At 50.3% G+C, this 23,315-nt stretch carries 25 protein-coding genes; 10 read left to right on the top strand and 15 right to left on the bottom strand.

The genetic code is table 11. The features are described from left to right. Positions 1-258: 258 nt before the first annotated feature. The 3 genes from WC612_07005 to WC612_06995 all read right to left on the bottom strand — a co-directional run bounded on the left by WC612_07005 (position 259) and on the right by WC612_06995 (position 2,191). Positions 259-777: a DUF4402 domain-containing protein gene (locus WC612_07005; GenBank protein MFA6280522.1), complete on the bottom strand. Its 519-nt coding sequence runs from the start codon at positions 775-777 to the stop codon at positions 259-261. Between the two features lie 262 nt (positions 778-1,039). Continuing rightward, on the bottom strand, positions 1,040-1,525 hold the full coding sequence (locus WC612_07000; GenBank protein ID MFA6280521.1) for a hypothetical protein: 486 nt from the start codon (positions 1,523-1,525) through the stop codon (positions 1,040-1,042). Between the two features lie 144 nt (positions 1,526-1,669). Continuing rightward, positions 1,670-2,191, bottom strand: a complete 522-nt coding sequence (locus tag WC612_06995) for a DUF927 domain-containing protein (protein MFA6280520.1) — start codon at positions 2,189-2,191, stop codon at positions 1,670-1,672. Between the two features lie 95 nt (positions 2,192-2,286). Between WC612_06995 and WC612_06990 the strand changes: the two genes are divergently transcribed. Then, positions 2,287-3,681, top strand: coding sequence for a hypothetical protein (locus tag WC612_06990; protein ID MFA6280519.1), 1,395 nt, complete (start codon positions 2,287-2,289; stop codon positions 3,679-3,681). A 147-nt stretch (positions 3,682-3,828) separates the two neighbouring features. Here WC612_06990 and WC612_06985 read toward each other — a convergent pair whose 3' ends face one another. Continuing rightward, positions 3,829-4,131, bottom strand: coding sequence for a hypothetical protein (locus WC612_06985; GenBank protein ID MFA6280518.1), 303 nt, complete (start codon positions 4,129-4,131; stop codon positions 3,829-3,831). A 200-nt stretch (positions 4,132-4,331) separates the two neighbouring features. Between WC612_06985 and lpxC the strand changes: the two genes are divergently transcribed. Together lpxC and WC612_06975 are read left to right on the top strand one after the other, a co-directional pair. Further along, positions 4,332-5,351: a UDP-3-O-acyl-N-acetylglucosamine deacetylase gene (gene lpxC, locus WC612_06980; GenBank protein ID MFA6280517.1), complete on the top strand. Its 1,020-nt coding sequence runs from the start codon at positions 4,332-4,334 to the stop codon at positions 5,349-5,351. A gap of 280 nt (positions 5,352-5,631) precedes the next feature. Then, a complete protein-coding gene (locus WC612_06975; protein ID MFA6280516.1) occupies positions 5,632-6,147 on the top strand; it encodes a CarD family transcriptional regulator in 516 nt (171 codons plus the stop codon). Positions 6,148-6,426: 279 nt separating this feature from the next. Here the strand turns inward: WC612_06975 and xth are convergent, their stop codons facing one another. Further along, positions 6,427-7,206: an exodeoxyribonuclease III gene (gene xth / locus WC612_06970; GenBank protein ID MFA6280515.1), complete on the bottom strand. Its 780-nt coding sequence runs from the start codon at positions 7,204-7,206 to the stop codon at positions 6,427-6,429. 44 nt (positions 7,207-7,250) lie between these two features. Here xth and WC612_06965 point away from each other — a divergent pair, with 44 nt between their 5' ends. From WC612_06965 to WC612_06955, 3 genes are all read left to right on the top strand, one after another. Continuing rightward, positions 7,251-8,450 carry a deoxyguanosinetriphosphate triphosphohydrolase gene (locus WC612_06965; protein MFA6280514.1) on the top strand — a complete coding sequence of 400 codons (1,200 nt, stop codon included), beginning with the start codon at positions 7,251-7,253 and terminating at the stop codon, positions 8,448-8,450. A gap of 1 nt (position 8,451) precedes the next feature. Beyond that, the gene (locus tag WC612_06960) at positions 8,452-9,051 is read left to right on the top strand and encodes a hypothetical protein (GenBank protein MFA6280513.1); all 600 of its coding nucleotides are present in this window, start codon (positions 8,452-8,454) and stop codon (positions 9,049-9,051) included. An 85-nt stretch (positions 9,052-9,136) separates the two neighbouring features. Next, complete coding sequence (locus tag WC612_06955; protein MFA6280512.1) at positions 9,137-9,568, top strand: hypothetical protein; 432 nt, start codon at positions 9,137-9,139, stop codon at positions 9,566-9,568. A gap of 599 nt (positions 9,569-10,167) precedes the next feature. Here the strand turns inward: WC612_06955 and pth are convergent. The 4 genes from pth to WC612_06935 all read right to left on the bottom strand — a co-directional run bounded on the left by pth (position 10,168) and on the right by WC612_06935 (position 13,397). Beyond that, positions 10,168-10,755, bottom strand: coding sequence for an aminoacyl-tRNA hydrolase (pth, locus tag WC612_06950; GenBank protein MFA6280511.1), 588 nt, complete (start codon positions 10,753-10,755; stop codon positions 10,168-10,170). Positions 10,756-10,766: 11 nt separating this feature from the next. Further along, entirely contained in the window at positions 10,767-11,498 is a 732-nt protein-coding gene (locus WC612_06945) for a 50S ribosomal protein L25/general stress protein Ctc (protein MFA6280510.1), read from the bottom strand. A gap of 100 nt (positions 11,499-11,598) precedes the next feature. Next, positions 11,599-12,555 carry a ribose-phosphate pyrophosphokinase gene (locus WC612_06940; protein ID MFA6280509.1) on the bottom strand — a complete coding sequence of 319 codons (957 nt, stop codon included), beginning with the start codon at positions 12,553-12,555 and terminating at the stop codon, positions 11,599-11,601. A 167-nt stretch (positions 12,556-12,722) separates the two neighbouring features. Beyond that, positions 12,723-13,397 (bottom strand): hypothetical protein, encoded by a 675-nt coding sequence (locus WC612_06935; protein ID MFA6280508.1) that lies wholly within the window; start codon positions 13,395-13,397, stop codon positions 12,723-12,725. Between the two features lie 424 nt (positions 13,398-13,821). Between WC612_06935 and WC612_06930 the strand changes: the two genes are divergently transcribed. Beyond that, the gene (locus tag WC612_06930) at positions 13,822-15,474 is read left to right on the top strand and encodes a carbonic anhydrase (GenBank protein ID MFA6280507.1); all 1,653 of its coding nucleotides are present in this window, start codon (positions 13,822-13,824) and stop codon (positions 15,472-15,474) included. 305 nt (positions 15,475-15,779) lie between these two features. On the opposite strand, the gene WC612_06925 is transcribed toward WC612_06930, so the two are convergent. The 4 genes from WC612_06925 to WC612_06910 all read right to left on the bottom strand — a co-directional run bounded on the left by WC612_06925 (position 15,780) and on the right by WC612_06910 (position 18,332). Continuing rightward, entirely contained in the window at positions 15,780-16,067 is a 288-nt protein-coding gene (locus WC612_06925) for a hypothetical protein (GenBank protein MFA6280506.1), read from the bottom strand. Next, positions 16,057-16,506 carry a hypothetical protein gene (locus WC612_06920; GenBank protein MFA6280505.1) on the bottom strand — a complete coding sequence of 150 codons (450 nt, stop codon included), beginning with the start codon at positions 16,504-16,506 and terminating at the stop codon, positions 16,057-16,059. The genes WC612_06925 and WC612_06920 overlap by 11 nt, the downstream gene beginning before the upstream one ends. 141 nt (positions 16,507-16,647) lie before the next feature. After that, entirely contained in the window at positions 16,648-17,328 is a 681-nt protein-coding gene (locus tag WC612_06915) for a DUF58 domain-containing protein (protein ID MFA6280504.1), read from the bottom strand. Next, positions 17,328-18,332 carry an AAA family ATPase gene (locus WC612_06910; GenBank protein ID MFA6280503.1) on the bottom strand — a complete coding sequence of 335 codons (1,005 nt, stop codon included), beginning with the start codon at positions 18,330-18,332 and terminating at the stop codon, positions 17,328-17,330. The genes WC612_06915 and WC612_06910 overlap by 1 nt, the downstream gene beginning before the upstream one ends. Positions 18,333-18,590: 258 nt before the next feature. Between WC612_06910 and WC612_06905 the strand changes: the two genes are divergently transcribed. Further along, the gene (locus WC612_06905; GenBank protein ID MFA6280502.1) at positions 18,591-19,847 is read left to right on the top strand and encodes a CCA tRNA nucleotidyltransferase; all 1,257 of its coding nucleotides are present in this window, start codon (positions 18,591-18,593) and stop codon (positions 19,845-19,847) included. A gap of 179 nt (positions 19,848-20,026) precedes the next feature. On the opposite strand, the gene WC612_06900 is transcribed toward WC612_06905, so the two are convergent. After that, the gene (locus tag WC612_06900; protein MFA6280501.1) at positions 20,027-20,239 is read right to left on the bottom strand and encodes a DUF1150 family protein; all 213 of its coding nucleotides are present in this window, start codon (positions 20,237-20,239) and stop codon (positions 20,027-20,029) included. Positions 20,240-20,363: 124 nt separating this feature from the next. Here WC612_06900 and WC612_06895 point away from each other — a divergent pair, with 124 nt between their 5' ends. Beyond that, entirely contained in the window at positions 20,364-20,696 is a 333-nt protein-coding gene (locus tag WC612_06895) for a hypothetical protein (GenBank protein MFA6280500.1), read from the top strand. Between the two features lie 3 nt (positions 20,697-20,699). After that, positions 20,700-21,071: a hypothetical protein gene (locus WC612_06890; GenBank protein ID MFA6280499.1), complete on the top strand. Its 372-nt coding sequence runs from the start codon at positions 20,700-20,702 to the stop codon at positions 21,069-21,071. A gap of 581 nt (positions 21,072-21,652) precedes the next feature. Here the strand turns inward: WC612_06890 and WC612_06885 are convergent. Next, positions 21,653-23,191, bottom strand: coding sequence for a Crp/Fnr family transcriptional regulator (locus WC612_06885; GenBank protein ID MFA6280498.1), 1,539 nt, complete (start codon positions 23,189-23,191; stop codon positions 21,653-21,655). Positions 23,192-23,315: the final 124 nt, after the last annotated feature.

Below are 23,315 nucleotides of genomic sequence, written 5' to 3'. Positions count from 1 at the left end.
ATTCAACGGACTTATGGCAAGGTTGGCCGTTCCCCCTGATGGGATTCCAACGGTCGGAAAAGTGAGCGATTGCGTTTCTGAAATGGTGATGGAGGTCGCGGCAAAAGCTTGCGGGGCTGTCCAACACAGGAAACACAAACAGATAAAAGGAAGAAAAGGGAGTTTCATAAGTCCATTTTAGCAGCTTTAAAAAAATAAGGGCAGGAAAAAATCCTGCCCTTATTTATAGTGACTATCAACCCCTGTGGGTCGAAAAGCTTAACCGTAGACAACCGTAACGACAAACGTTGGAGCAGCAGCTGTATTAGCAGCCTGTGTGCCGTCAACAGCCGCAGTTACGCCAAGCCGCAGGATTTTGCCAACGCCTGTCGGCGCAGCCAATCCAGTAAGAGGCGTGTCGCAAGCCGTAGAAGCTCCTGCGTTATAGGAGCAGGTCGCGGCCGATGGGGTTACACCATTGTTCGTGGTATAAGTTCCCGTGCTGATGGATACGGTTTGCGAGGCAGAACCAGTGATGGTGATCTGGCCAGAAACCGGTGTGCCGCCGACGACAACGCCACCACCTGAAGGCGTTACAACGCCCGCCGTGCTGATGACATAAGTGCCAGCCGTTAACGCACCAACGGTACCAAAACTAATATCGTTGTTTTTAGTCAGCGTTAGCAGCGAGTCAAAAGACATGTTGGCTGTAACAGACTGTGTTGCTGCATAAGCTCCACCTGAGGCCAAAAGAGAGGCCACAAAGGCAAGAGCAAGGTACTTTTTATTGATCTTCATGATTTCCTCCAGAAAGGGGAATAGGGATTAAGGCTCGATCCTTGGCGGAATCCTATATAAAACATACAGTTGGATGCTACCGGAAGATTCGACATACGATAGAAGTGCGAACAACATACCACCGAACATTCGCACCATACAATTGTGTAGTTAACGTAAAGTTAAAATTACGGGTTTTTTAGATGGGGTTGTTGTTTATGCAACACAGGAGTGTGCTTTATTTATGATCATTTCGCCTATGACACCCGCGCCGTTGGTTTCCTCACTTCCACAAAGTTTCGGTGGAGGCTGTACGGCGTTCAACACATGGCTTATTCCTCTTAACAAGGTGAACCCTGAAAAGGTCTGCAAGCTCGCCGTTGACGGGTTGGGGCATAAGTTGGACGCTTGCATGCGGCTTTCTTCGGATTATAAGAATCTCCGCTTTATTCCGGCTGTCGGCCATAAGTCCTCGCTGGGCAAGGTATCCCTTGACCAGATTCTTGTTCAGACTGCCAATAACCTCCTTTTCAAAGACGGGAGGCAGGATGAAGTATTCCCACTCCTCGTAAGCAGTCATGCGCTTGAATCCGGCGCGTTGTATGATTTTCCGGTCAACAATGCTGTTGTTGTCGGTCTTTTCTTGCCACACCTCAAAACGGGAACTGCCATGCTCTGAAATAAACGCTTTCAGATTTTTCTCAGCGTCTTTGCCTTCGTGCGCTTGCGTGCCACCACGCGCCACCAGCCAGTCGGTAAACAGACGCATGCAGGCGTTCTCCGCTTCCCCTTCGAGCCACGGCAATAGGCCGGAGGCAATGGCAAGTTCACCAACGGCGGCTATCAGTCGTGCGCCAGCTTTGAAGCGTCGCGCCCCACACGGAGGCAGAAACGATCAATAGGGTGCTCTTGCCTATGGACGATCCCCCTCGCCGTGGCAACCAAAGTTTTCTTCGCCCAAGGGTTCGAGAAGCGGGCCAGTCAACGCGACGCAAACGACAAAGACAAGTCGGCTATTTCCAACGCAAAGCCGCCCGATGCTCTGTTGCCATTCCTGCAACGTGCCGCGCGACACATGACTCTTGGTTGCCCTCGTTTGCTGCAAGACAATTCGTTCGCCGGATTTTTGTCCATAGACGCGTTGCGGTAAGACATAGCAGCCATTATGCCAGCCCGTTTTTTGAACGCACACACCGCGCGCTTTGGGATTCGCCATAATGATATAGCTGTGCAGCAGCTTATTGCCATTGGGGGCAAGGCGCAAACCGAGGGAAAGCAATTCCTCGCGATAGGCGGTTCCATCTCCGGCAAGAGACGCCATCGGCAACACATAGTCCGCATTTTCATCCGTGAAAGAGGGGAAACGTCGGCGCAAGCTCTCAAACGGCAATAGCAGGGCGGCGGTAACAGTGTTAACAATTGATTCATATAGCAAAATAGTAAATTACTTTCATTCTTTCTGTTGTATAATGTAAGCGCTTTATTGCCACCGAACGCTTCGGCTAGATCGTTTTTTAGGAGATTTACACTATGGCTGATAGGAATGGTATTGACCAAAAAGAGATTGCCTCTGTTTTGCGCGATGTTGCCGCGTATGTGCAAAGCCAGAATGTTGGCAAAGCGCACAACGAATTAGCCGCGAATTGGCTATCCGTGCAAAAGCCTTCCGAAAAGGAATTAGCTCAGTTTGAAACGCTTTTGAAGGCTTATGAAGCTCGCGCTGAAGACCAACGCGACGCGTGGCAACAGTTAAGCACCGAGGAACACAAGCTGATTAAAGAATATGGCTATCCGAATATTATTGAACGCATTAGCGACTATTCCTTCGGATATTTTCTAAAGCAAGACATTGATAGCGAACAAAGCCGTGACCCGCAGGACTATTGGTCGGGGAAACTGGTTCCTTCTTTAATCGAAATGCAAGACCTCCTTCGGTTCTGCGCCTATCGCGAGAAATTGAACGGACAGGAACCTGTGGCGCAAAAGCTTATTGATAGAATTGTGTTCTTTAAGGGGTTTTATGGCTCGTGCCATTTAGCGGGCACCTCTATTTTGCACGAACAAGACGAATTTATAAGCAATACAGAAAGGCATCCTTCCGAAAAGTTTACGCCGCCAGCTAATCCCAGTGTGAACATTACAAACTCGGTAAATTACGCCTTTAACTGGCTGTCTAATAAGTGGATGCCCACGGACGAAAATGCAGTAGGGGCTCGTCTTCGTGTTGGCGGAAATGGCAATGATCGCTTCTCGAAATATGAAAAGTTGGCAAGCTACCAAGCGTCGGTAGCGGAAGGCTTGCGCAGAGGAGGCATACAGGCCGACGTAACCGTGCAACTAGGCAAAACCTACGGTGATGATACCGTTATTGTGAAAATGGATAATAACCAGTACGCTCGTTATGTAAAGATAACACGCGGACTGGAGCCTATAGACTTATCTCCTACAGAAAAACTGCGTCCTTGGGGAGAAATTATGGGACCCCAAACCTCGGAAACTTATTCTGGATATGAGCCGAGGAAACAGGCGTTCTATGGTCCCGATGGCGTATATGTTTCTGCAAAGGCTATCGAGGCAACCCAGGCTGTTTCCGCAGAAGACAAGCAACTTGTTGCCGCCGGAGACATGCGCTGGCTTAGAGCAACAGGGTATGTCGGAGAAGAAGGAGTTGTTCTGCCAACAGGCCAAGAGGGACGAAGCTACACAAAGTTTGTTATGCGACCTGTTCCGTTTAACCGAGAAACTTTTGTCGTTGGCCAGAAAAGCTGGGATTCGTGTGGCCTGCATAACGAGATTAACAGACGGCTGCACCGAGTTGTTGAAAATCTATCCGACACGTCCGAGGCTGGGCCGGTTAGGAGCATGGGAAGAAAAGTCATCCCTACAGCGACAAATGGTTCTATTGGCGGCGGCCCAACAGGTTAACGACAATCTATCTTTCTTACGATTAGTCAATCATTTCGACCTTGATTTCCCAGTGCCCAGAATCATCCCCTAGGGGACACCATTGAAATAATAATTCTCTGCTCTCATCAAACGGGACGCACACAAAGCATGGGCGTCCCGTTTTTTTTACTGATGGATACGATCTCTATCCCGCGTTTTCAATTGATCCTGATCCATAGTTTTAAGCTGATCCTGATCCATTGTTTTAAGTTGGTCGCGATTTTGTGTTCGCAAATGATCTTCAGAACCGGCCTCTTCACCCGTTTGGCTCTGTGTTCGGGTTCGATGTTGCCCTTCATCATTGTCCATAGTGAGCGTTGGGTGCTGAACAGTATGACCGCCGCCAGCAGAACCGCCCCCGCCGCCGCCTTTGGCCATAACAGGTGACGATAAACAGAGGAGCACGGCTAAAAATAGAAACTTTCTCATGTGAGTCTCCTTTATTAGGGTGGTAGAACGAGAAGCGTTAACTATAAAACAAATATCCCTATGTCACAACGAAGAAACGGAAAAATACATTCTGAGCCATAGGAACTGGCCAACAAACGACAGAACGAACCTTGTTTTTTATCAATAGGGTGCGACCTGTAACAAAGCGTAATCACACTTGATTTTCTATAAGCAAGTGAATGAGCTACATAATCAACCATGTTAACAGCGTAATCGTGGTTGCCCTTATGCCTCCTTTTTCTACAGAGATTTCCCAATTCGCCCCTGTGCTACCGCAAGGCCTTATGGCCTCGGCCTGCGCGGCAAACACGGCTGCGCGGCAGAAAACCTTGCGCGGTGTGGCCCAGTGTTCCGGCGTGGGCGTTCATTCTGGTGAGAAGGTGACGCTTCGCCTTCTGCCTGCCGAGCCTGATACGGGCATCGTCTTTATCCGTACCGATTTGAAGAATGGCGCACGCTCTATCCGCGCCTTGTGGGACAATGTCATTGATACACGTCTCTGCACCGTGATTGGCAACGATCATGGTGGCAAGGTTGCGACGATTGAGCATCTGATGGCCGCGCTTAGCGCCGCCGAAGTCGATAACGCTATTGTTGAAGTCGATGGCCCCGAAGTCCCCGTTATGGACGGCAGCGCCGATGCGTTCGTGTTTCTAATCGAAATGGCGGGCGTGAAGGAACAAAACGCGTTGCGTCGTGAAATCGTCATTATTAAGCCTGTTGAGTTTTCTTTGAACGGCAAGAGTGTTTCCTTAACGCCCTCTGATGAGGCGCAATTCAGCGTTCAAATCGCCTTTGACAACGCGCTGATTGGCACGCAGGACCATAACCTGACATTATCGCGGCAGGCCTTTAAGGCTCAAATCAGCCGCGCCCGCACCTTTGGCTTTTTGAAGGATGTTGAGGCGATGACCAAGGTTGGATTAATGCGTGGCGGCTCTTTGGATAACGCCATCGTCATTGATGGCGACCGTGTGATGAACGAAGGCGGCCTACGCTATGGCGATGAGTTCGTCCGCCATAAAACATTGGATGCTGTGGGCGATCTGGCTCTGGCGGGGGCTCCCATCCGTGGCCATTATAAGGGGGTTCTGCCAGGGCATGCGATGAATAACGCACTCCTGCAGACCTTATTTTCAGATACATCGGCTTGGGTAATGGAAACGGCTGACGAATCAGCATTCGCTCCTGCCTTCTAACTTTCCCTTTGTCACGCAGAAAATATGGCACATTAACCAAATCGATCCGTTTTGGTTAATGTGAGATACCAACAACCCATTGATAAATAACAATCTGTAATTTTCTTATGTGAAAGTTTTGTAATAATCACTAAAAAATGGTATACATAATAGCAACGGAAGCAAAAATGGGTATCGCCTCGCCTGTCAATTGGTGATTGGTCTCTATATCGTTATTTTGCCATGTTTGGGATGTAAAAGGAAGTTTCAGCACTATTTAAACATAGGGAGCCATCAAAACATGACCGAGAAGCTTGAATTCAAAAAAGGTGATTTCGTTGTGTATCCCGCCCATGGCGTAGGGCGCGTTGAAGGGGTTGATACGTTTGACGTCGCAGGGGAAAGCGTTTCTCTTTATTCCATTATGTTTGAACAAGACCGCATGCGTCTTAAGGTTCCTGTCGCCAAGGCCAAAACATCTGGCCTTCGCCGCCTTAGCTCGCGTGATCGCATTAAAGAGGCTCTTTCGACGCTGCAAGGCAAGTCCAAGGTTCGCCGCGTGATGTGGAGCCGCCGCGCGCAGGAATATGAATCAAAGATCAACTCTGGCGATCCCGTATCCATTGCGGAAGTTGTGCGCGACTTGCACCGCGGCGTGGATCAACCCGAACATTCCTACAGCGAACGTCAAATCTATCAAGCTGCGCTTGAGCGTTTGTCGCGTGAGCTTGCTGCCGTTGAAAAGATCGACCAGATCAAGGCGACCGCTAAGCTTGAAGGCGTCCTGACCAAGGAAAAAGAAAAGAAGGCCGCTTAAGATAGCATTCGGCATTCAGGTTTCAGGGGGAGGGCGAAAGCTCTCCCCCTTTTTTTGTCTTATACCAACCATCCTATGAAAAACGCTCAAATAAAAGTCCGTCATCGCGAGCGGAGCCCTCGCAAAAGCGGGGGCGAAGCGTGGCGATCCAGCTGCCGCGCGTCCGCGCGGCATAAGAGTCTCTTGCGCGGCGGACGCCGCGCAGCTGGATTGCTTCGCTCCGCTCGCAATGACGCCAGTGGGGGGGCTATTAAAGGCGAACGCACCGGCTTTCCAAGCCTATCCCACCGTCAGCACCACGGGTGTGTGGTCAGAGGCTTTTTCCTTGCCGCGCGGCTCGCGGTCAATATCGCAAGCGATCAGGCGGTCGGCCATTTCAGGGGATAAGAAGAAATGGTCGATGCGAAGGCCTAGATCACGCTGCCACGCGCCCGCCTGATAATCCCAAAAGCTATAGGCCTGCTCGGTCGGGTGCAAAGCGCGGAAAGCCTCGGTGATCCCTAGGTTCAAAATCTCGCGATACGCGGCGCGGGTGCGCGGCTGGAAGAGGGCGTCGCCCTCCCAGCCCTTGGGGTCATAAACATCCAGCTCTTCGGGGATCACATTGAAATCGCCGCCTAGGACGAACGGCGTTTCGGTGGCCAGCCTCTTGGCGCAGTGCGCCTTAAGCCTCTTCATCCACGCCAGCTTAAAATCGTATTTCTCCGTACCGACGGGGTTGCCATTGGGCAAATAAAGCGAGGCGATACGCACGCCCATCACTGTTGCCTCAATATACCGCGCCTGCGCGTCCACCGGATCGTTAGGCGATAGAAGGGGCAGGGTGTCCAGTACCTTCGTGGCCGGATGGAGGGAGAGTAGCGCAACGCCGTTATAGCTTTTCTGACCGACGACGTGACACTGATAGCCCAGAGCCTCAAACTCAAAGCGTGGAAAGGCGGACCCCTCGCACTTGATTTCCTGCAGCAGCAAGACATCGGGATGTGCGGCCTCTAGCCAGCTGGTGATGTTCACCAGCCGCGCCCGAACCGAGTTCACATTCCATGTCGCAATGCGCATTTTTGCCTCTAGTCAAAAGGAGCCATTAACGCTAATCTGCGCCTATGACAAAATACATGCAAGATGGCAGCCGTGAGCTTGCCCCCTATGCCACCAAGGCGGAAGAAACCCGTGGTAGGCTGATCTCCGAAGCCCCCAGCGAGACGCGCACGGAGTTCCAGCGCGACCGCGACCGCATCATCCATTCGGGGGGTTTTCGCAAGCTGCGGAACAAGACGCAGGTCTTCATTGAAAATGAAGGCGACTATTACCGCACGCGTCTCACCCACACGCTGGAAGTCGCGCAAATTGCCTGTGCCGTCTCTCGCACCCTTGGCTTGAATGAAGACCTGACGGACGCGACGGCCTTGGCGCATGATCTTGGCCATACTTGCTTTGGCCATGCGGGCGAGTGGGCGCTGGCTGAGCTGATGAAGCCCTATGGCGGCTTCTCACACAACGAGCAAACCTTTCGCGTTCTGACGCAGATGGAGCATCGCTACGTCGATTTTGACGGCCTCAACCTGACGTGGGAGACGCTGGAGGGTGTTGTCAAACACAACGGGCCTCTTATGTCCGAAAAGTCCAGCGAGCCGGTCCCCGCCACGATTGCCGAGTTTAATCTCCTCCTCGATCTTGATCTGCAGCATTTCGCGGGGCCAGAGGCTCAAGTCGCCGCGATGGCCGATGACATTGCCTATAACACGCATGATATTGACGATGGCTACCGCGCCGGATTTTTTGGCTTTGACGATCTCAAAACGCTGCCGCTTTTTGGGCCGATCCTTGAAGACATCAAGCGCCACTACCCAACGGCCGAGAATGATCGCATCATGCACGCCGTGGTGCGTCAGGTGATTGGCTCCATGATCACGGATATGCTGGACTCGACGCGCGCGACAATCTCGCGGCTTAAGCTGCAGTCGGCGGCGGATGTCCGTAAGGCTAAGGAGCCTACGGTTTGCTTTAGCTTTGCCATGCAGCAGAATATGCGCGTCCTCCGTGACTTCCTTAAAAAGAGGATGTACGGCCACAGCCGCGTCAACCGCGTCTGTGCTAAGGCCGAAAAGATCGTTCAGGATATGTTTGTCTTCCTGATGGAAAAGCCCGACTGTTTGCCCAACGAATGGTTCGCCAAGGTACGGGGGCGCGAGTCTGAGGACGCCTTTAAGGCGCGCATCATCGCCGACTATATCGCGGGCATGACGGATCGCTTTGCGGTCAAAGAACACCGCAGCTTGTTCTCAACGGAAACGATGATTTAGAATGATAGCGGTCAATCCCACCTATATTCCGCTGATCCAAAAACCACATTGTTGTGCCATCGCTTGTCTGCAAATGGTTCTCTATCGCAATGGATTGGGCTTATTTGACCAAGAACAGCTTGCTATCCGCTTTGGGGTAAAGATTGCAACCGAAGACGCTCACGCATTCAGTGCCGCTATGCAGGTCATGACAAGAGCCGGTCTTGACGAAGGTATATCGACGGTTGAGTCTGCGGATGATTTTAATACGTTTTTCAATGAAATTTCTGTACCGCTTGAGGCCAAAGGCTATAAATACTCGACCATTCCCAATGTTGGCGCTTTTCTTATGGAACATCTTGCTGCTAATAACGATGTATGGATTGAGTATCATGCCCATGATATTCACGCGAACGATAACTATAAAAGCAAACATGAAGGTGATTACGTTCATGATGGCCTGATTGAAGGCTTTGCCCCATCAATGAACACCATAACAGTAATCGATCCTTATCATGATCATCGCCAACGTATCACAGTTTCTCTGACCGAAATTGAAAAAGCTGTTTCCTCCCTCTTTGGAAAAGAAACGGGGTTTGTGATTATTAGGAACAGGAAATAAATTTCTGTTCTCAACGGAAACGATGATTTAGATAACAGCGTATGATGTTTAATAGACAACCATCAACTCACTTGGGACGCCGTTTATGAGAAAATCTTTGTTTTTAATCTGCTTGCTTTCTCTTTTGGTTCTTTCGAGCGTTGTTCTGGCGAATGATTGTTCTCGCTATCCCACGATGCTTGAAACCTGTACGCCTTTTTCCTGCTCATACCAGCATCCAATGACTGGCGATATGGTATCAAAGAGCATTATTGGTGAAAAAGCTGGCAAGTGTTTAACGACAGAACAAATGCCTGATGCTGGCCAAGCAAATTGTGCTTTTAACGTGGAGTTTCGCAAAGCTGTTTCACAATATCTCAAACTTGTTGACGGCGGGCATAAAGTTAAATCCTCCACCACATTTGATACAGCAACAGGAAAGGCAAGGACAACGGAGACGGTTGATGGTTTACCCGTTGTCAATCCACTTCAAGAGGCTTTTGATAAGGGGATATGCCAAGTGTCGGGCTACAACTAATACCAAACGCCTTTTGAAATGACCTATTAAAAAAATAAGAAAACTGGATCCCCGCTTTCGCGGGGATGACGATAGAGGGATGAAATTAAACACAAAACCTGTCATTCCCGCGCAAGCGGGAATCCCGTTTGGTTTCTTGTTCAACGAGCCGTTTCATGCTCCGGTTGGTATAATACCAATGAGCCTATGAACTGACCCGCAAAGAAAAAAAAGAAAATGAGATGCCCGCTCCCTCCCTTTTTTCGAACGCCGCAAGAGCGGCGTGACGAAGGCGCGGGAATGACGGAACAAGCTTAATACTAAACATAAACCCCGTCATGCCAGCGAAGGCCAGCATCCCCTTTGTTTGAATCGCTTTATATTGCGATCAGCTATATGTTACAAGTCGAAGGCTCTTAAAGGATTTTATGGTTAAAATCCGATACAAAAATGGTAATTGAGGGGCGTTTCCGATAATGTGGGCGAAATGTCCCTTTAAAAGGCCTCTCACGGCGCTTAGGATGGGCGTGGGTGCGTTATTTCGAGTCCTTGGCCACATACCCAGCCAAAAAAGTTATTAACGCGTCCTGTGGGCGTTTATAATCAAATTTGATTATGCTCTAGATGGCAGATTCTGGCAGCGGAAGCAAGGCTTGCACAAAGCTGCCCGCATCGCCTTTCAGCGCCAAGGGAAAGGCCTTGGGCAGGGTGGCCAATAACGGCTCCAGCCACAACCTATCGGCCTTCGAGAAGTTGCCCAGAACGTGCCCTGTGACTTCCTCGCGGTCGCCCGGATGACCAACGCCGATACGAATCCGCCAATAATCCTTACCGATATGGGCATCCATGGATTTTAGGCCATTGTGCCCGCCATGCCCGCCGCCTTGTTTGATTTTGACTTGGCCGGATTGAAGCGCAATGTCGTCATGAATGACAATCACGTTAGGGGCCTCCAGCTTGTAATAGCGCATGGCCTCGCCCACGGACTCGCCCGATAGGTTCATGTATGTTTGAGGCTTAAGCAGCAGACAGGAAAAGTCCTTTAGGCTGCCCGTCGCGATAAGACCCTTATATTTCTTTTGCCAAGGACTCGCATCCGCTGCCTCGGCCAAACAATCCACGGCCATAAAACCGATATTATGCCGATTAAAACAATAGTCGGCCCCAGGGTTACCAAGGCCGACTATCATTTTGGTGGGTTGAGCCATAAGGCTGAACCTTACTTCTTACCAGCAGGCTTTGCTGCCGCAGCAGGAGCCGCCTTGCCAGCAGGGGCCTTCGCCGCTGCTGCCGCTGGGGCTGCCTTACCACCAGCCACTGCCTTACCACCAGCCGCAGGCGTTGCCGCCGCCGTAGAGGCCGCCGCTTCAACTTCGCCACGCAGCGCTGAAGGAACAGCGATAGCTGCGATCGTGTAGTCCGTTTCCTTCGAGGTGTAGGTAACCCCTTCAGACAACTTGATCGCGCTCAAGTGAACGGCTGCGCCGATGGCATAGCCTTCCAGATTGATCTCAAAGGCTTCGGGGATCTTGCTGGGGGGGCAAAGCACTTCAATTTCGTGATGAACGATATTAAGTGTGCCACCGCGCTTGATGCCGGGCGACTTGTCCATGTTCGTGAAGTGAACGGGAACTTGAACGCGCACTTTCGTGTTGGCCGAAACCCGCAGAAAGTCCACATGAAGGGGACGATCCGTGACGGGGTCAAACTGAACGTCACGGGGCAAAACGTGATGTTTCTTGCCATTAAGCTCAATATCAAAAAGATGAGTAAAGAACTTGGCCTTATTGACGTAATTCAGCATCAGCTTTGTTTCCATGCTGATCATCAAGGGCGGCTGTTTATCGCCATAGATTACGGCGGGTATCATATTATTACGGCGTACGGCGCGTGCGGTCCCCTTGCCGACACTTTCACGCGCTACAGCCGCAAGAACAACAACTTGCGTCATGGTAGAACTCCTCAGTAGTTTGTTGCTTTTGGCAACGAGTTATCCAGCCTCCAGGGGTGCTGGTTGGGTCAAAACGACCCTTATTCAGTCTATTTTGTTGTCAAAACAGACTTGAAACTGAACGATCCTGTCCGATGCGGGCAATGGCCTCGGCAAGAAGCGGCGCTACGCTTAGCTGCCTGATCTTTGTGGAAGCCGCAACGTCAGGCGTCGCGGCAATCGAGTCCGTGCATGTCACATTGGTAAGCTGCGAAGCGGCGATGCGCTCCACGGCTTTGCCGGAGAATACGCCATGCGTGCAATAGGCTGCAACTGTTTTCGCACCGGCCTCCATCATGGCTCCAGCGGCGTTGCAAAGGGTTCCTGCGCTATCAACCATATCGTCAACAAGGATACAGTAGCGACCCTGAACGTCGCCGATGATGTTCATAACCTCAGATTCGCCAGCCTTTTCGCGGCGTTTGTCGATGATGGCAAGGTCGGCATCCAGTTTCTTGGCCAAGGAGCGGGCGCGAACAACCCCGCCCACATCGGGGGAGACGATGGTCAGGTCGCTGGGCATTTTGCCTTGGATGGCCATATTGTTGCGAATATCGGCCACCAGAACGGGCGAAGCGTAAAGATTATCGACAGGAATGTCGAAAAAGCCTTGAATCTGTCCTGCGTGCAAATCCATCGTCAAGACACGGTTGGCTCCGGCCACGGTGATCAGGTTAGCCACAAGCTTCGCCGTAATGGGCGAGCGCGGGGACGACTTGCGATCCTGACGGCTATAGCCATAGTAGGGGATGACGGCGGTAATGCGCTTGGCCGAGCTTCTTTTAAGGGCGTCGATGGTGATCAAAAGCTCCATCAGGCTGTCATTGGTTGGAAACGAGGTTGGCTGAATGATAAAGGTGTCCTCGCCGCGCACGTTCTCCATAATCTCGACATACATTTCCATATCCGCAAAGCGGCGGAAGTTGGTTTGAGCCAAAGGAAGCCCTAGATTCTGGGCGATGGCCGTAGCCAGAGGAATATTGCTAGAGCCGGCAATAAGCTTGATGTTCGCGGGCATGGGCTGAGCCTTTTCGGATAGGGAGCGGGGCCGTTTAGTCTTGGCCCCAAAACGCTTGCGGCTCCTATAGCAAGCCACCGCACAGCTGTAAAGGAATGCAAGCGAAAAAGGCACAAAAAAAGACGCCCGAAGGCGTCTTTTTAAGAAAACAGGTTAACACGTCAGGCTCAACCGAAAGTAAGGGCCATCTTGTGATGATAATCGTCCGCCGCGCCGCGTTTGGGCATCGGCGGGGTTGGCTCCATCATAGAGGCCAAAAGCAGGGTATTAAGGTCGGCATAGTGGTTTGTTTTGCGGCTCAATCCACGCCGTTCTACAGGGGCAACCTTCTCATGGATCCGTTCAGCCTGTTGCCCTGTGAAAAAGACCGCCTTAGGAGCCTGCTGGGCTGGGGTATAGGCTTTAAGAGCTGCATACTTCTTTGTTTTTTGCAGCTTTCTATACTGCTTGGCCAACTTATTAAACGTTTTTCTATCCTCTGGGCTCATGTTGAATGAGTTGGCTTGATCCACCATTCTCCCCATGATTTTGAGCGTAACATTCGCACTCGAAACTTTGTTGGAGGGCGTGGTGTAGCCGAAATGAGCCGATGACAGATTGCTAAGATCCTTCTTGCGACTGACAGAATCGAAATGGGGCTTCATGCTCTTCTTATTAAAAAAGACAAGGAATTGGTGAATTAAGTTGTGAACAGGATGAGGAATGTGAGCATTCGTCCGCTCAAGCGTTGGCGATGTCTGCGCGACATACACGTCACCAACCAACCCAACGGGCTGGGTTCTGACGGCTTCACCCGCTTCAAGGGTCAATTCGCTTCCAGAAACAGTTGCCGTATGCGGCATTTTATACCCCTATAGATTGAAAATCATAACAAGCTAATTGGAACATTTTTGTTAAATCAGCACAAGTCTAATCGACCATTCAAGTCATCACAAATTGTTGCAGGCGCTTAACCTTAAAGAGGGCATTGCCCCCCCCATCTTGGTTAACAAAAAGAAACGACATGCCTCAGAATTGATTCCTTTTCTGCCTAGGCACGCGCCCCTTAACAAACCGCTAACAGCAGAAAAAATTTCTGCTTTTATGAAAGCATTTTTGCCTCTTGCGCTTTCCTAAACGAGGTATATAAGTCCGCTCAAGTTAAGGCCGACTCTGCTAAAAATATGGCTTTTCGCACTGCAGCATTAACGAGAAAAAAAGGATAATATGTCATCATTCACAATGGATTTAGTTATGAATGATTGATGGTAGGGCAAGGGGTTTACGATGGACTATATTAGAAAAATTGAAAAATACGACCCAGCGATTCAAGAGAAGATATATTCTTTTTTAGATCAAATCGATCCCTCTGGCGTTGATGACTATCTTCGCACCATCGCGTTTTCTGCGCTGCATGGACAAAAAGAAACCGAAAAAGAATTTGCATCATATAAAGCGCGTAATGAAGGGGCCAGTCTTACGGAAGGACAAAATCCTCACTATGCCTACAGCGGCGGCAGCAATGCCAACGGCCATGAAAAGTATTTTGTCGGTCAAACGATGGTCGGGGAAACATTGGTCCTTCGCTTACCGGGTTCTGAATGGTTTGCCGCAGATGGACAAATGGTTCCTGAAGCTCAAGCGTTTATTGCTCTTGTCCAATCCAAGGGCATCAAGCAGATCGTTCATTCCAAAAACGACAGCAGCAAGATGTTAGAGATCACTTATGCCTATCATTCGGCCATAAGCAGGGGCGAAAATCCGGCGTTATCCAAAGAATTAGAAGGAACACCTTCTGTCCTTTTGGATTATGCCAAGCAATGTCACGTTTTATACAGGGAAGTTGAGATTAAAGGCTTTGACTCTTATGCCGCCAAGGGAATCAATTTTGACAAGGCTAAAACCGAGGCTGAAAAGTTTAAGCTGGCCATGGCCGCTCAGGCGCTTATGTGGGATCTTGTCGGCGCTTGCCAGTATAAGGATCCGAAACCAGAAATCGTTCCGATTCTTCAAAGCGATTTCACAGCCTCCCATTATCTTTACTTAGCGCATGAAGACCGATTTATTCCCGTTCCGGATCAGGAAGGGAGCCCCGCCCAGATAAAAGCAAAGATGAAATCTTTCTTTAAGGACACGGCAGGCCACCATCCTTGCACGACAGAGAGCAATGAAGACCATTTGGCTTGGCACAATACGGTTCATGCCTTATCCGTTGGCTATGGCTTGTATCTAAAAACAAAAGAGAGAAGAGACGGGTTGAACAATGTTCGTTTAACGAAAGCGGGCAGCAGCTCATGCACAGATTCCAGAACGCCGGCTCATCTGATCCTTGGGCGTCCGGGGAGCGATGGGTTTGAGCTTTATGTTTTGCGCGCTCCGGGCAATTCCCTTGTGAACAATGAGGGCGCGTTAACAGAAACGGCCTTGCGTTATCTCGCCATTGCGCGTTTGGAGCAGGTTCCCGTTGTCCACTCCCACCACAGTACCTGTGGGGCGATGAATGCTGCAACGGATCACCTGACGGGCAAAAATCAAGCATTGCCTCCTGCTTTTCAAACATTGGGGGAAGCCCATAGATCAATCTATAATGAAGTTTTGAAAGCAGGCTCAACAGAAAAAGAAATCGTCGGACATTACCAGTCGCGTACGGGGGTCAAGGTGAACAACTTTGCCGATTGCCTCGGTCTGCAACAATTGTTGAATGATGTCCACGCTGCCCAGCATTATGCCAAAACAGAAGGTGCTTCTGTCGTCGGCGTTTTCCATAACACATCAGAAGGACAGCTCTACCTGTATAATAAAAATAAGAACAAGGGCAATCTTCTCTTTGTAAAGGTTCCTTCAGTCTTCTCCCCCAAACCGTTGATGGAGCCGACACGAGAAAGAAGTTTCTCGACCTACACCCTTTCTCAGTACATTGGAACTCCCGCTCCTGTTTGAGAAACAAGATTCAGAACATATTCTTATAAGAACAGCACAAAAAAGGCCGGATCAAACGATCCGGCCTTTTTGGCATCAACCGATAGTATGCCCAAAACAGTTCAAGCGTTAGCAAGAGGGACAAAACAAACGGGATGCCCGCTTTCGCGGGCATGACGGTGTTTTTTATGGCGATAGTCCCCTTTAGCGTCATCCCCGCGACCTGTCGCGCCGAAGCTGCGAAGCAGCGTAGGGGGAAAGCGGGGATCCCGTTTTCTTATTTTTTCTGTTACAGAAAACCAACGCTTGAAGTGCAAGAGGTATCTTTAGCCACGCGTAAAAGCGGGGGTCATCGAAGCCTTGTGTCCCACAGCGTTTGAGCGTGTAGCCTCTTTTTTATAGTCCTTGATGTCAAATTCTGGCGAAAGAGACGCTTCAACAAGCTCACGGAATTGAAAGGCCACCGCCGCCATCTTGGGCGATTTTGTTGCCAGCCCCACGACCAACGGCACAACGGCATTGGCATAGGTTTTTTGAGCCAGCCTTGTTTGCAAAACGCGCGCTCCGGCATAGCCAAAAAATGAGGAGAGGGCAGTAGTAAAATCATTCTTCATGGTTTTCCTCCAATGTACTTAGAATGGATTCAGCTCGTTTGATATGAATAGGTTTGTTCTCGTCAGCAAGAAATTCGCATTCGTCTGGGCGAAACGTTTCGTCCTTGATAGCGCTGAAATAGGCATCGTTGATTTCCTGCAGCTGATCAAGGATCGGCCTGATTTCCTTTTGCTCCTCCGGTGAGCATGTTTTGAAAATACGCTCCATTTCGCAAAGTTGTTCGGCTGCGTGTTTTTTTGTTTCCTCAAAAACGTTGCGCTCGATCTCCAACTCTTTCCAATCATTCATCACATCGGTGATCGTGTTTTTGATCACGGGCCAGTGGTCACCCTCCGCGCCCATCTCTTGTCCCGCCACCATAAGGGTATTACGAACAAGCGTTTTCATTTGCGCTTCGGTCATCTCGAAAGAGGAGCTGGTTTGTTTTTCGCTTGCCATTGTGACGCCTCGTTTTGCCATCGGCTGGAACATATTAAAGATATCCGACAAAGACCAAACTACCACAGCAGGCTTAAGCAACGATTAAAAGGATTTACTTTCATGGTGTTAGATTATAACTACCCGATAAAACAGGGCGTTTTAGCGGCTTAGGCGTATGATTTCATCCAAAAGAAGGGGGAGGAGGGCGTCAAGCGGGCGCTCTGACCCCATGGATAAAACGGGCCAGCTCTTTCTGTAGATAACCGAGGATTCTTCATGGGCCTTGGCGTTGATATCCAACAATAGGCATTGGTTGCCCTGCGCGGAAAAGGTTCGCAGCGCATCGTAAAACGGCTTGGTCATCGCCGATGAATCGAGCGCGACAATCAAGATCGCTGATCGCAAGGAACAAGGGGCGGGCAGGTTGGCGTTATCCGAAAATCCACGCTCAAACAACGCATCGACTTGACTAGAGGTGTTGGTTTCTGGCTGATCAAGCCCCAGCCAACCGATGGTGCGTTCGCCTTGGATAAGAAGCCTTCCCAACGATAGAAAAAGCAGCGCAAGCTTTTCTTGCAAAGACGCAGGCGTTGTTTCCATCGGTGCCCAAAAGAAAACCTTGCGGCTACTCAATGGTTCATGTTCGCGCACGACAAGCTCACGGCTGCGGGCGGATTGCCGCCAGTCTATCGTGATGATAGAATCGCCACCTTGATAGGTGCGATAGCGCCAGATGCGCTCGGTGGGCTTCACCCGATGGCGACCTTGCGGCGACAAAAAAAGAGCCTGCGCGAGGCTTTGCGCTTTTGTCTTGGTGGCAAGGGAAAGAGCGTAGGACATCAGGTTGCTTGTTCCATCCCGTCGATCATGCTTTGCAAGACATTGTCCAGCGTTACGTTATCGGTTCGCGCGGAATAATTGAGCGCCATACGATGGATCATGACGGGGCGCACCAAGGCCAGCAAATCCTCCATGATCGGCTCGGCGCGGCCTTTCATGAGAGCGCGGGCACGCATGGCAAGCGCCATAGCCTGCGTCGCGCGAGGCCCAGGGCCCCATGACACATAGCGTTTGACAATATCGAGCGATGACGTATCGGGACGCCCCAAGCGCACAAAGATCAGTATTTTCTCCAGCAAAGGCGGCGGGATCGGTAGAGAGCGAACAAGCCCCTGCATCTCGCGCAGCTCATTCGCGAACATGATGGATTTAGGCGTTGGCGGAGCCGTTTCCATCGTCGCCTGAAGGATCTTCCTCTCGGCGCTAAGGTCGGGATAGTCGATGTTGATTTGCATCAAAAAACGGTCAAGTTGCGCTTCGGGCAGGGGATAGGTTCCCTCTTGCTCCAGCGGGTTTTGCGTTGCCAGAACATGAAACGGCGCGGGCAGGGCGTATTCGCGGCCCGATACCGTCACGTTATGCTCTTGCATGGCTTGCAACAGGGCGGATTGCGTGCGCGGGCTAGCGCGGTTGATTTCGTCCACCATCAAAAACTGACAAAAGATTGGGCCTTGAACAAAACGGAAATTCCGTTTTCCATAATCGACTTCTTCCAACACCTCAGCCCCGATAATATCGGAAGGCATAAGGTCGGGCGTGCATTGGATCCGCTTGGTGTCAAAGCCAATGGTTTTAGAAAGAATAGTGACAAGCCGCGTTTTGGCAAGGCCCGGAACGCCCACCAAAAGCATGTGCCCACCCGCCAAAAGGGTGATCAGCGCATGTTCAACAACTTCGTTTTGACCAAAGATAAAGCCGCTCACCTCGCGGCAAACTTCGGTGAGTTTATCTTGCGCCTTGTAAAAAGCGCCGATATCGATGTTCGGGGGAATGGACTCATTCATGGGAAAAAGAACCTTTATGGCGGGAAAACTAGGCTATTGATACCAAAACTAATGAAGTGACTCACAAAAAAGAAACCAAACGGGATGCCCGTTTTCACGGGCATGACGGGGTTTATGTATAAATTCACCCCATTAGCGTCATCCCCGCGAAAGCGGGGATCCCGTTTTCTTGTTTTTCTTTTTATGTTGTCTGCTCATTGGTATTGATTGTTACCTTAGAACGCTAAACAATAAGAATGAAAAAAGTGGAAACAAATAATGAATGACAACGCCCTTTTTCTTTCTCCTGATAAGAACCCTTGGGTGAGGGACGAGGGCTTATTACCTATCCAAAAGGCTATCAGGGCGGCGGGCGGCGAGATTCGGGTCGTTGGCGGCGCAGTGCGTGATGCTTTTATGGGACAAGCCACCCAAGACATTGATGCCGCAACAACCTTACCGCCAGAGTCTGTGATCAAAGCGCTGACAGCGGCGGGGATCAAAGTCGTACCAACGGGGCTTGCCCATGGAACAATCACGGCCATCATCGATCATAAAGGGTACGAAATCACGACATTAAGACGTGATCTGCAAACAGACGGGCGGCACGCGACAGTGGCCTATACCGACGATTGGCAGGAGGATGCGGCGCGGCGCGATTTCACCTTTAACGCGCTTTATTTAAAAGAAACGGGCGAAATCGTCGATTATTTCAACGGGCGCGAGGACTTGGCGGCACGTCTTGTGCGCTTTATCGGTGATCCGGCCCAAAGGATTGATGAGGATTCCTTGCGCATTCTGCGTGCTTTCCGGTTTCTCGCGCAGCTTTCTACGCCAGAGCAGCCGGCGCAACTGGATGATAAGGCGCTGGAGGCCTGCCAGCTGAAGGCCAGTCATTTGACCACCCTATCGGGTGAGCGCCTTTGGAAGGAAATGGCGGCCTTATTGCGCACGGAAGCCCCCATTTTAGCGCTGCAAATCATGATAAAAGCGGGCGTTATGGGTTATATCCTGCCAGAGGGGAAAAACACGTCAAAACTGGATAATCTGATAGAGTTGGAAAAATCCGTTTCCATATCGGCTAATGCGATCACGCGGCTGGCGGCTCTGTTGGATCATGGCGCGGCGGCTTCTGTGGCCAAGCGCTTCCGCCTTTCCAACATCGAGCGAGATGGATTGTTGGCACTGGAATCTCTCGCGCCGGCTTTGCTCGCACCTCTATCCGCTTTTGACCTCCGCCAAAAGCTTTATGAGAACGGAAAGGAAGTTGTTCAAGCCGCGTTACTTCTTGCCGCAGCGGGGGGAGAGCCGCACGATCTGCCTGTCCTATGGGCGCAAGTCCAGTCGTGGAAAAAGCCAGCCTTTCCTTTGCGCGGTGAGGATTTACTGAAACAGGGTCATGCCGCTGGCCCGCGCCTAGGGCAAGCCTTAAAGAAGACAGAAGCATGGTGGTGCGGGCAAGATTTCGCCCCCGATCATCAGGCCTGCTTACAAAAAGCGATAGAGTTTCTGCAAGGGGATTCCCTTAAAGACTAACAGCCTGCTGAAAAACGCTTTTGAAGGTAAAAAGAAGCAAACAAGAAAACGGGACTCCCGCTTTCGCGGGAGTGACGGTGTTTTTTGTGGCCGCATTCCCCTTTAGCGTCATCCCCGCGAAAGCGGGGATCCCGTTTTGTTTTCTTCCCGCAAATAGAGTTTTCAGGCAAAGCAGCCTTCTAATGCACGCTCACGGGATCCATATCGTTTTGACGGATGGCAGCAAAAGCCAAATCTCTGTCCGTCACGATCCCAATCGGTGAGCCTTCTGCCGAGCAGATAATATAAAACTTGCGCCCTTTGACGGTGAACGGCTTGATATACGCAAGCGTCTCCCTGCCAAAATGAGCCAGTTCATCACGCGAAACGTTATGTTCTTCTGCTCTCAACATAAGAGCTCTCCTTGCGCATTTATTCTACCCCGCAATTGGTCAACTATTTATTAAGACTTATCTTGTCATATCAAGAGACCTTGCGAATCAAGGTCATAACAAATCTCAGACCAAAGAGGAAAAAATGACAGAGAAAATCCTTTACTGGGTGACCATGCTATCTACTGGAGCGGCCTTCCTTTTGTTCGTTTCCAATGCCTGCATGATTAACAGCAATCAGGTTAGACAAAACGACATCAACCAAAAGCAATTGGCCATCAGCACGGCCTCCAAAGTTTTGCCGTTGAACCAACAGCTTTCAAACGCCTTGTATGAGGCTTCTGTCAAAAATAATGATGCAAAAATCCGCGAGCTTTTGACATCGCAGGGATTTGTTATCCCAGAAAAAGGAGCCGATAAGGCAGCAAAAGCCGAGGCCGCGCCCAAGGCGCCTAAAACACCAAAGAATGAGGAGTAAGCCATGACAAGCACCAAACACGATCAACTCACGGTCAAAAACCTTTTGCTTCCCATGGCCGTCATGGCCTTTACGATGGCGCTGTTTTTTGTTTTTCAGCTAACGCAAGTTATGCGTGATCGTTCCTTCCTGACGCAAACAGCAGCGCAGCTGGAAACGCCCTATGCCGAAAGCCAGAAGCTGAACGCGCAATTTGGCGGCCTTGTCGTCGGAACGCGTCAATTAGCTGAACAGGGCAATGCAACGGCAAAAGAACTTGTCAACCGCCTTAAGCAAATCGGCGTTCTCCCTAATCAAGAGGCTACGCCAGCTGACTCGCCCGCCTCGGTTCCCGTGGCTCATGAGAAAGCGCCTGCTGGTCCCGTAAAGCCCTAGGCTCAATCCGCCCAACACACGCGGAAAAAATATAAGAGGGGATCGCCGGATCCCCTCTTTTTTTTGACTGTAAAAAACCCTTTATAATCAACGAATCGAGCTTTTATAGAGGCCGTACGTCGAGCAGAGCCCTACTGAGAGACGCTTTTGAGTCTGTTTGTACCTGATTAACCATCTATGTTGATGAAATATAACGATTTTGTCAAAATCGACGACCCCATCTATCCCATTGAAAACAAACACTTTTCTGAATCATCTTTTTGGAAAAGCTAAATTTGGGGAAGTTTCAGGAGAGAGGAGCGTTTTTCTAACCTTGTCCACCGACGTCTTCCCAGAAAACTTTCTCTTCGCGCCTCTTGTCTCGCCATATCTATAGCCTACGTCAGATAAAATGATTCAAAAAAACGGGATCCCCGCTTTCGCGGGGATGACGGTAAGGGTTTAAATTAAAACATAAATCCTGTCATTCCCGCGCCCTCGTCCCGCCGCGCTTGCGGCGGGCGAAAGGGCAAAGCGGGAATCCCGTTTGTTTTCTTTTTTTATGATCACTTTATCGGAGATAGGCTATACGCAGCTCAATCTTATACCTCTCCCCGTGCCCGACGCGCCGCTTGGATAGGGGCGCAATTGGCGGCCTCGGCGCGGCAACAACGCAAGGCCATGTCCGGATCGCAGTATTCGCATAAGGCATGCGATTCTGGCATCGTAATTTGGTGTTTATCGATGAGAAACCCACGCTGTTTAAATTGCTTTAAAACGCGTGAGAACGTTTCAGGCTTTATGTTCAAATAGGACGCGATCAACGCCTTATCAAAAGGCAGTTTAAGGGGTTCTCCCTCTAACCCCGTTTCCAGATAGAGGTTGACCAGAAACCAGCCGACGCGTTGCTCGGCTGTGCGAAGCGTTATCTGCTCAAAGTGACTGACCAATCTTTGCAGTCGTGTCGTTGAGGCCAGCAAAAGATTTTGCGATAATTCGCGATTGCGCGAAAGATGATCGGTCAGCGTCGAAAGGGAAAGAGAGAGGATGCGCCCTTTTGTAAAAGTTTTAAGGGTGAAGGGGGCCAAAGAAGCCGTCATAAGAGCATGATCCATCATGCAGTCTTTTCTTCCCAAAATCTGCAAGACAGATTCCTGTCCGTCGGCGCTTGTTTTATAGCTACGCGCCCAACCCTCAAGAACAATGATAAAACGGGAAATCGGATCGCCTTGCGCAAAGAGAACCGTATTTTTATCGACATCAATAAGTTTTGCCCCTTTCAAAACATTGCGCAGAGCGACCTCGGAAAGACCACGGAAGAGGGGGTGCGCTTGAATAACGTCCCATTGTTGTTCTATGTCGCTCTCAAGCGAGACGCCCCTATTATAGCCTGTATCGCCGCCTTTGTTTTCATTGGTCAGACGGGAAAGGGTCATCATGAAAGATTCATAGCGTTGCGCGATCTCGTCGTTGAATAAGGACAGCCATGCTGACATCGGGTTTTCCGCCACAACCCCTTTGCTATAACCATCCCTGATTTTCCGAAGAACCTGATCCATTTTTCCGATGGTGGCCGCGGATGGAGCACGGGCTTCGTCCATCCAAAGCCTTAGTTTTTCGTCGGCAAGACCCATAAAAAGGCGCTCTCGTGACAGGCAGGAGAGAGCCATATTCTTCATCCGGTTGACATCAACAGGCAGGATCTCGGCCTTGTGATAGATGGAAAGGCCACTGTCGCGTAATTGGCTTAAATACCGAAGCGAGGCCAAAAAATGGATAAAAGCACTGGTCTGAGAGGGACTAAAACCAGCATGATTGGCCAGATGACCTAAGGCCAGTTGGTAGATGGGCTGCTCTAAATTGAAGAGATACCATTCGATGAGAGCGTCATGCGAAAGTTCCTTACGAAACGTGGCATTATTACGCTCGGCAAAGCTTTCAAAAAAGCGCTCTGGCAACAGAACCCAAAAATCAAGATTGTTCTTTTGCGCAAGGACAAGCTCCTTATGCGTAAGGAGGGCCTGATCCTCAAAGGGCAGAATATCACTCGCATCCGTGAGCGCATATTCAACAAGGGCTATGCCGCGCTCTTTTTGAAGAGCGGCCAGCAAGGACAGGGTAGGGAGCAAGGCGTTTGGCAAAGGAAAGCCTTTTTATAAGGTGGTTGGAATAGTCATTATTCTTGATCTATATCAAGACATGAGGCAAGCTGTATTTTCGATAATAAGCCCTTCCGTCATCCCGCACGAAGCCTTGTGCATAGCG

It is taken from the genome of Bdellovibrionales bacterium, assembly GCA_041662785.1.
In the GTDB taxonomy this organism is placed as follows: Bacteria; Pseudomonadota; Alphaproteobacteria; order UBA9219; family UBA9219; genus UBA8914.
The sequence above is the reverse complement of the archived record's forward strand: the minus strand, read 5'-3'. Positions and strand labels throughout refer to the sequence as shown.

Excerpts from the sequence above, each read along its gene's own strand:
- pth (MFA6280511.1), bottom strand. The coding sequence starts at position 10,755 with ATGGCTCAACCCACCAAAATGATAGTCGGCCTTGGTAACCCTGGGGCC.
- WC612_06965 (MFA6280514.1), top strand. The coding sequence starts at position 7,251 with ATGACAAAATACATGCAAGATGGCAGCCGTGAGCTTGCCCCCTATGCC.
- WC612_06925 (MFA6280506.1), bottom strand. The coding sequence starts at position 16,067 with ATGAAGAATGATTTTACTACTGCCCTCTCCTCATTTTTTGGCTATGCC.
- WC612_07005 (MFA6280522.1), bottom strand. The coding sequence starts at position 777 with ATGAAGATCAATAAAAAGTACCTTGCTCTTGCCTTTGTGGCCTCTCTT.
- WC612_06900 (MFA6280501.1), bottom strand. The coding sequence starts at position 20,239 with ATGTTGAGAGCAGAAGAACATAACGTTTCGCGTGATGAACTGGCTCAT.
- WC612_06890 (MFA6280499.1), top strand. The coding sequence starts at position 20,700 with ATGACAAGCACCAAACACGATCAACTCACGGTCAAAAACCTTTTGCTT.
- WC612_06910 (MFA6280503.1), bottom strand. The coding sequence starts at position 18,332 with ATGAATGAGTCCATTCCCCCGAACATCGATATCGGCGCTTTTTACAAG.
- WC612_06955 (MFA6280512.1), top strand. The coding sequence starts at position 9,137 with ATGAGAAAATCTTTGTTTTTAATCTGCTTGCTTTCTCTTTTGGTTCTT.
- WC612_06915 (MFA6280504.1), bottom strand. The coding sequence starts at position 17,328 with ATGTCCTACGCTCTTTCCCTTGCCACCAAGACAAAAGCGCAAAGCCTC.
- WC612_06895 (MFA6280500.1), top strand. The coding sequence starts at position 20,364 with ATGACAGAGAAAATCCTTTACTGGGTGACCATGCTATCTACTGGAGCG.
- WC612_06920 (MFA6280505.1), bottom strand. The coding sequence starts at position 16,506 with ATGGCAAGCGAAAAACAAACCAGCTCCTCTTTCGAGATGACCGAAGCG.
- WC612_06935 (MFA6280508.1), bottom strand. The coding sequence starts at position 13,397 with ATGCCGCATACGGCAACTGTTTCTGGAAGCGAATTGACCCTTGAAGCG.
- WC612_06960 (MFA6280513.1), top strand. The coding sequence starts at position 8,452 with ATGATAGCGGTCAATCCCACCTATATTCCGCTGATCCAAAAACCACAT.
- xth (MFA6280515.1), bottom strand. The coding sequence starts at position 7,206 with ATGCGCATTGCGACATGGAATGTGAACTCGGTTCGGGCGCGGCTGGTG.
- WC612_06975 (MFA6280516.1), top strand. The coding sequence starts at position 5,632 with ATGACCGAGAAGCTTGAATTCAAAAAAGGTGATTTCGTTGTGTATCCC.
- WC612_06930 (MFA6280507.1), top strand. The coding sequence starts at position 13,822 with ATGGACTATATTAGAAAAATTGAAAAATACGACCCAGCGATTCAAGAG.
- WC612_06985 (MFA6280518.1), bottom strand. The coding sequence starts at position 4,131 with ATGAGAAAGTTTCTATTTTTAGCCGTGCTCCTCTGTTTATCGTCACCT.
- WC612_06990 (MFA6280519.1), top strand. The coding sequence starts at position 2,287 with ATGGCTGATAGGAATGGTATTGACCAAAAAGAGATTGCCTCTGTTTTG.
- lpxC (MFA6280517.1), top strand. The coding sequence starts at position 4,332 with ATGAGCTACATAATCAACCATGTTAACAGCGTAATCGTGGTTGCCCTT.
- WC612_07000 (MFA6280521.1), bottom strand. The coding sequence starts at position 1,525 with ATGCGTCTGTTTACCGACTGGCTGGTGGCGCGTGGTGGCACGCAAGCG.
- WC612_06945 (MFA6280510.1), bottom strand. The coding sequence starts at position 11,498 with ATGACGCAAGTTGTTGTTCTTGCGGCTGTAGCGCGTGAAAGTGTCGGC.
- WC612_06940 (MFA6280509.1), bottom strand. The coding sequence starts at position 12,555 with ATGCCCGCGAACATCAAGCTTATTGCCGGCTCTAGCAATATTCCTCTG.
- WC612_06905 (MFA6280502.1), top strand. The coding sequence starts at position 18,591 with ATGAATGACAACGCCCTTTTTCTTTCTCCTGATAAGAACCCTTGGGTG.